Genomic DNA, 6487 nt, shown 5'->3' with positions numbered 1-6487 from the left:
CGTGAACACATCATAGATGATCACATTCGTCAGCTGGTCCTCATTCTCATGCAACACCCCTGCATCATCGATCGGGCCGATTTCTTTGTGGCGACATGAAACCATGTTCACTGCTACCAGCAAAACAAAGAATATTCTGAACAGATACTTCATCTTATTGATTGTATTAATTACCTATTCCCGCACCGTCTGATTGACCTCTTTGAACAGCATACTGACCAACAGCTTTTCCGGTTGCCTGGCCAACTTCAATATCCTGGCGGGTGTGAATTCCTCCTACAAGTCTCGAAAGTGATGCCTGCTGTGCCAGATTCGTAAATTTCGTACCTCTGTCCGGTAACAAATAAGTTAATACAGTTGCCGCAGCCGAACTGAAGTTGGAGTGGCCCGACGTATAAGACGGGAAGTTTGGCACACCTGTCAATGTTTTCACAACGCTATTAACCTGCGAAGGGCGTGGATTGAAATAGGCATATTTAGTATCCCAGCATACAATAGCTGCGTCCATCTCAGCCATATTCAACAAAGCAAAATTCCTCGCCCAGCGCACCTCGCTATAATGCTGTTTTACAAATTCATCAGCGGCAATGGCATTCCAGTGACCCGCCGGAGTATAGGTTGCCACGCCATCTGCCCAAAAAGCAACCAATGCTTCATTTTCTCTTGTAGCATGCTGACTATAATATAATACCTCTTTCTGGTCTGCTGCAAATTCCGGCGAACCTGTAGAATGTGGCGGGCCTGGCCTTAAGGCCACAACGGTCAGAGTATCGAAGAGGAAAGGGCTTACTTTATTAAATAAAGGCAACATCGGCGGCCTTTTCGGAGTTTCAAGACTTACCCAGGCGGTTTCGCCTTTAGCGATAGTTTTGCTTGCCAAATTTGCCCAAATTGTTTTATTACCACCAGCTGTTCCCGCTTTATCAGTGCGTGCCCTTGCAGTAAATACATTTGCAACTTGTATGCCTAATGCCTCTCCGGCATTTAGTTCACCACGAGTATTGGCACCAGCCATAATGCGATATTGTTTTTCTTCTTCTGCTTTTTGTTCTATGTAGTTTATTTCAGTCGGGAACATCATCTTCATGATCTGCACGGCTGCACCTGCAACCACTGCATCTTCACTTGGGTATGATGGCAAATCCGACTTAGGTATCAAAGCCTGAATTGTCACATCATTTTTATATGGTGCCGACCTGTTATATTGGTTTTTATAATGATAGGCCACAATTAATGCATCATATTCTGCAGCACTTAAATATGCGTAGGCACGTGCGGCAAATGGCGGGTTTGAAAACGGAAATTCGGGATAATTGAACGGATTTGCGGAGCTCGGAGCCGGATAACTTCCATCGGGATTTTGGTATGGCGGAACATTATGTTTTGCCACTAAGTCGCGCATAATCTCGTTCCATCTTAAAACAGCACCTGCGCTCCAGTATTTTATGATAGCCCGCTGATCATCAGTTAAACTACGCTGATAACCTTTAATTTCGTTCAGATCAGCTATGTAAGCCGGGGAGGTTGTTGCATCTGGTGCCGCAACAGTGAATACAGTCGGGTCGGTAACCAATACCGGTCTCCAGGTATCTGCATTCAGGTCCAAATTAGTTGGTGCCAGGGCTGGATACTGATTCACCCTGCTGATAACTTCTTTTCTGCATGATAAAAGCGAAGAAGCGATCATCGCAATTAAAAGGGCTGTTGCTATATTTTGTATAATTCTTTTCATCGTCATTAATTTTTAAAGCTGTCTTTATCCTGAACCGTTTTTTGCCTTGCCAGGCCGAAAATATAAGTGATACCGCCATGGATCATATTGCTTTGACCTACGTTTCTGCCATTGACCACATAATCGTCTCCTGCCGAAAACTCAAGCCCGTAAAAAGATTTCAAACGGTATCTTATGTTTCCACCAACACTGGTCATATTCATGCGGTTGCTTGGGAACGGCATATCGTTTTTGCGGATGTCAAAACCACCTAAAGAAGTGCTGATATCGGCAATACCTTCAACGATCAGATATTTGCTGCGATAACCAGCTCTGAAGTTATAATCAGACATTTGTGGCAGCTCTACCTGGTTGCTGTAGATCAGCTCGGTTGTGTAGTATGAACCCCGATCGATAGTGATATTACTTCTTGTCATATACGCACCGGATCCTGTGAAGAACACCTTGCCATAATTATAGTCTATAACCGCTCTGGCCGTAAAATTCTTACTATGTGATCCTAAAGCCAGGGGAAGAAAGTCGGCTTCGTAGTCGGACAATGGAATCGATCCTGTCAGACTTGCAAATAATGACAAAGTGCCTTTATCCGTTTTTAATCTGTATGCTCTCCATTTCAGGTTAAGAGAAAGATCCTGTATGCCTTTTTGCTCGTGCAGCGTTCCGGCTGAAGCCTTACTGGTAATATAGGGTACTCCAGCAGTTACAATCAGGTCATTGGTAATACCGTATGTAGCCATAAAAGAGTACATATTGGTGGTTACCTTGCCAATGTTTCCATTGTTCCGTTTATAGGTGCCTTCCCAATAGTTTGTCCAACTGGATGTACTGAACATGGGCCCGGCACAGATGTAATTTTTAGGGATCATAATCCCGTCGTTCTCCATTTGTGCCGATGCTTGCTGAATAGAAGCACAAAAAACGGCTACAATGGCGATGCATTTGTAATAACGCGTGAGTAAATGTTTCATCATGAGTTTATTGATCAATAGTTAATGGTTAATAAGTTAATAGGTGATGTAGGGCCATTTGCGTGTCAAGTTTACAGTTAAACGCAATGAACCAAAGTGAAAAGCGACTACTCAGATCAACTCTCGGATAGAATTTCAGGAAAAACTTATTGATTTTCGCACGAGATCATTTGCATGAACCATGATAAATCCCGTCACAATAAGTGATAACTCAAATACGAGGGAAATAAGCAAGTAGCTTAGCAGGAAGCATTCGGCGGTTTGCCGGGGGATTCAATGTAGGGATTACTCAGATGAAATACTTCTGAGCGTACGTTTATTTTAACCAATTCAGCCAACGGAGTATAATCACACTTCACGATCTGGTAAAAATGATCATATGAAGAAGCAGATTCAGCTTTTTTTGTGGAGGAGTTATTAGGGCCTTTTTTACTTAAAGGAATATCGTTAAGATTCTTGGTCATAATGATATTTGCCTTTGCCAGGTTTGCCTTAACTGTATTCGGTAAACAGATCAGGTACAATGTATCCTTGGTCATCTTCAGACGTACATAGTTATAGTATGCATCTTTGACCTGTACCTGCCCTTGTATATTAGCATAATCGGTCCAATCATCCAAAGTCGGCATGTGAACCGGAATTTTCAATTTGATCAGTTTGGAAGAATTAGCACCGTTACTATATAACTGACCAACTATCTGATCATCAGACCGATTCATGAAGTATTGAAAAGCCAGCATATATCCACCCAGGTAAAACAGGTGCATGCTCAAAAGCAATATTGCGACTAATTTCTTCAAGAAGCTGGTTTGTTATCGGTTATAATGCTGGTGAAAATATAAAAGATTCGTTACAATCCAAAAAAAACTTTGTTTTATAAAAGATAAAAAAGCGCGAATAGCTTATTTATTTAATGTTTTTTTGTAAAAATTGCCTCCTTCGGATGTTTGCTTTACACTAAAATAGCTCCAATTGTTCCGGGTTATCAGGGCCTTTATGCCTGGAAATTATCTCACCAAAATTTGATAGTGTAACACCTAATAACCTGATTCTTTTGCCTTCAGGTTCGGTAGCGAGGAGTAACTTTTTGGCAGCATCAGCGATAGTTGTAAAATCATTGACGGGTTTGGTGACTGAATAATTACGGGTTATTTGCCTGAAGTCGCTGTATTTTATTTTTAAAGTGATGGTTCGCCCTTTTAACTGGTAACTTTCTACCCGGTTAGCAACAGTTTGAGCCAGCTTATCCAATTCAACGTTCATTTCATCGATCTCTGTCAGATCATAGGCAAAAGTGTCCTCTGCTCCTATTGACTTGGTTTCACGGTTTGGCTGCACTTCACGAATGTCAATTCCCCTGGCAATCTGATAATAAAACCTGCCAGCTTTACCAAAATGCTTTATCATATCATCTTCAGGCAGCTTCTTTAGGTCAGCCCCCGTAAACAGGCCCATACGTTTCATCTTATCGGAGGTAACCTTGCCTACACCAAAGAATTTTTCTACCGGGAGTTTTTCCATAAAGGACTCGATAGAGGATGGTCCGATAAAAGTTAAACCATCCGGCTTATCCATATCCGAGGCTATTTTGGCTACAAACTTATTAACAGATACCCCGGCAGATGCGGTCAGTTGCAGCTCATCATTAATAGCCTGCTTAATTAACTTGGCAACATCTATCGCCGAACCGATATTCTGTTTATCCTGCGTTACATCCAGATAAGCCTCATCTAATGACAATGGCTCGATCAGATCAGTATATCGCCTGAAAATTTCCCTAATCTTTTGCGAAACCTCCTTATATACCGCAAACCGTGGCTTTATAAATATAATATGCGGACAAAGCTGCAGCGCTTTCTTGGACGGCATCGCCGAACGTACTCCAAACTTCCGCGCCTCATAACTTGCCGTAGCGACCACACCTCCTCTGCCTTCCGGCGAGCCCCCTACAGCAATAGCCTTGCCTTTGAGCTCCGGGTTATCCCTTTGTTCTACGGAAGCGTAAAAGGCATCCATATCAATGTGGATGATTTTGCGGTGAGGCTGTTTGTCCATTAATCAACTCCAATCAAATGTAACATCCCTTTCGTCAAGTTTCCATTTTGCAGGTTGCGGATTGGTCATCCAATCCAATGGCTCTCCTGTTGTTTGTACTTTGGCTGCCTTTGTAAAGCATTCTTTAATATAAGCTTTTTGTTCCTGGCCTAAGGCATCCGGTTGTGGCGATATAAATAATGGCGTTCCACTTTCAGCTAACAGTTGCATCCATTGATTATTGCGGCTCCAGGCAATATCTTTTGTTATACCCACACAATCTCCGTCTGTTGCATAAAAGGCATTATGCTGCGCTATGCGGAAGCCTAAAGTATTCACGCCCATTTTACGCGTACGGTCCCATTCCTTGCCACTGGTATCATCGCCAATGCGGTTCATCTCAAATACACCCGCTGATAAATGGCTCATAGTATTGCATCCTATTATATACATATCTCCGGCAGTTTCGCGGATGAGATGATAAAGGTTATTGATGATCTCCGCAGTCGTCCGCCTGTTGTCCTGAAATCGCCAGCCTGGTATGGTCAGCGTGTCTTTCATGCCCATCCCCCATGTTCCCATAATATCATAGGTGGTGTAGTCATGTTTTACCAGTTTATAATCCCATTTTTTATAAGTAGCGATGTTATGTTTTATACGGGCCAGATTCTCATCAATGGTCGGATCTAAAATTGGCGCTTTGGGGTCATCACGTCCGGGAATTTTTGGTAGCAGCAAACTGCCTTTATCCTTATAACTGGCACAAAGAGGTCTTGTCCACAAACCGGGCTGCATGCCCAGCTTTTCAATATCCAAAGCCATCTGATGCATATCTTTAAACTTATCGTTCGGTTTGGAAAAATCATCCATAAAGCCCCCATCTCCCGGCAACAAAGGAGAATACGTGGCCCATCCTGCGTCAATCACCGAAAATGGCCTGTTATTGGTATCCGGTGCCAGATCAGTCATCAAAGCCGTTATTTGTTTGATCAGTTCCGCTGAGTTATTCCCATAAGCAAAATACCAGTCGTTGATACCGTAAACAGGTTGTTTAGGTAAACGTGGCTTTGGGCACATCATCCGGCAAAAACGTTGCGTGCTTGCAAAAGCAGATTCCCCTTCGGAGCTTTTCATCGCAATTACCTCCGCGGCATGCAGTTGTCTGTCACCCAATTGCACACCAACCCCACCCGATTGCGTATCCATGGTCAACTCCAGTGTTTCGGCACCTACCGACCACCAACAAATAGCGTTGCAACCTGTCTTAACCCCAAAACAAGCCGTGTCTTTACCATCATTTAATAACACATACCATGGATTTTTATTTGCTGCATTAACATCTTTCCATGCCAGATCGCCGTACGAACGCTCATAATGATCACCCAGAACCTTTGTATTATTAGCGGTGTGATGTTTCCATTTTAGCTTGATTGCGTTTAACGGCTTACCCGGTGATTGTGCATCAATCGACAATCCATTGCCAGCTTGCTTCATCACTACCACGATTGGCCCATGACTGTAAGACAAAGCAAGCTGGTGATTAAGCTTGTGCCATAGGTCGCCTGATTTTGCCCAAACTTCATCAGGAGGATTTATCACAGATGAATTATCTGAAGCTAAAGAAGTTAGCCGGTTGAATAATAAACTGGCGGATGTTAAGGCGGATAACTTTACAAAATGTCGTCTGTTCATAGGATTAAATTAGTGCCATGAAAATAGTGATTTAACCCATCTATTTATATTTTTTGATTAA

5 protein-coding genes are annotated in these 6487 nt (G+C 42.8%); all 5 read right to left on the bottom strand.

The window, feature by feature from the left end; genetic code table 11:
• Positions 1-166: 166 nt before the first annotated feature.
• Entirely contained in the window at positions 167-1732 is a 1566-nt protein-coding gene (locus Q3A68_RS20585; RefSeq protein ID WP_302903021.1) for a vanadium-dependent haloperoxidase, read from the bottom strand.
• Between the two features lie 5 nt (positions 1733-1737).
• Positions 1738-2703 (bottom strand): hypothetical protein, encoded by a 966-nt coding sequence (locus tag Q3A68_RS20580; RefSeq protein WP_302903020.1) that lies wholly within the window; start codon positions 2701-2703, stop codon positions 1738-1740.
• 236 nt (positions 2704-2939) lie between these two features.
• A complete protein-coding gene (locus tag Q3A68_RS20575) occupies positions 2940-3500 on the bottom strand; it encodes a hypothetical protein (RefSeq protein ID WP_302903019.1) in 561 nt (186 codons plus the stop codon).
• A 157-nt stretch (positions 3501-3657) separates the two neighbouring features.
• Positions 3658-4755, bottom strand: coding sequence for a DNA polymerase IV (gene dinB, locus Q3A68_RS20570; RefSeq protein ID WP_302903018.1), 1098 nt, complete (start codon positions 4753-4755; stop codon positions 3658-3660).
• A 3-nt stretch (positions 4756-4758) separates the two neighbouring features.
• Positions 4759-6426, bottom strand: coding sequence for an alpha-amylase family protein (locus Q3A68_RS20565; RefSeq protein ID WP_302903017.1), 1668 nt, complete (start codon positions 6424-6426; stop codon positions 4759-4761).
• Between the last annotated feature and the right edge of the window lie 61 nt (positions 6427-6487).

The organism is Mucilaginibacter tolerans (genome assembly GCF_030519375.1).
Classification (GTDB): Bacteria; Bacteroidota; Bacteroidia; order Sphingobacteriales; family Sphingobacteriaceae; genus Mucilaginibacter.
Note: the sequence above shows the minus strand (reverse complement) of the source record. Positions and strands in the feature narration are given on the sequence as shown.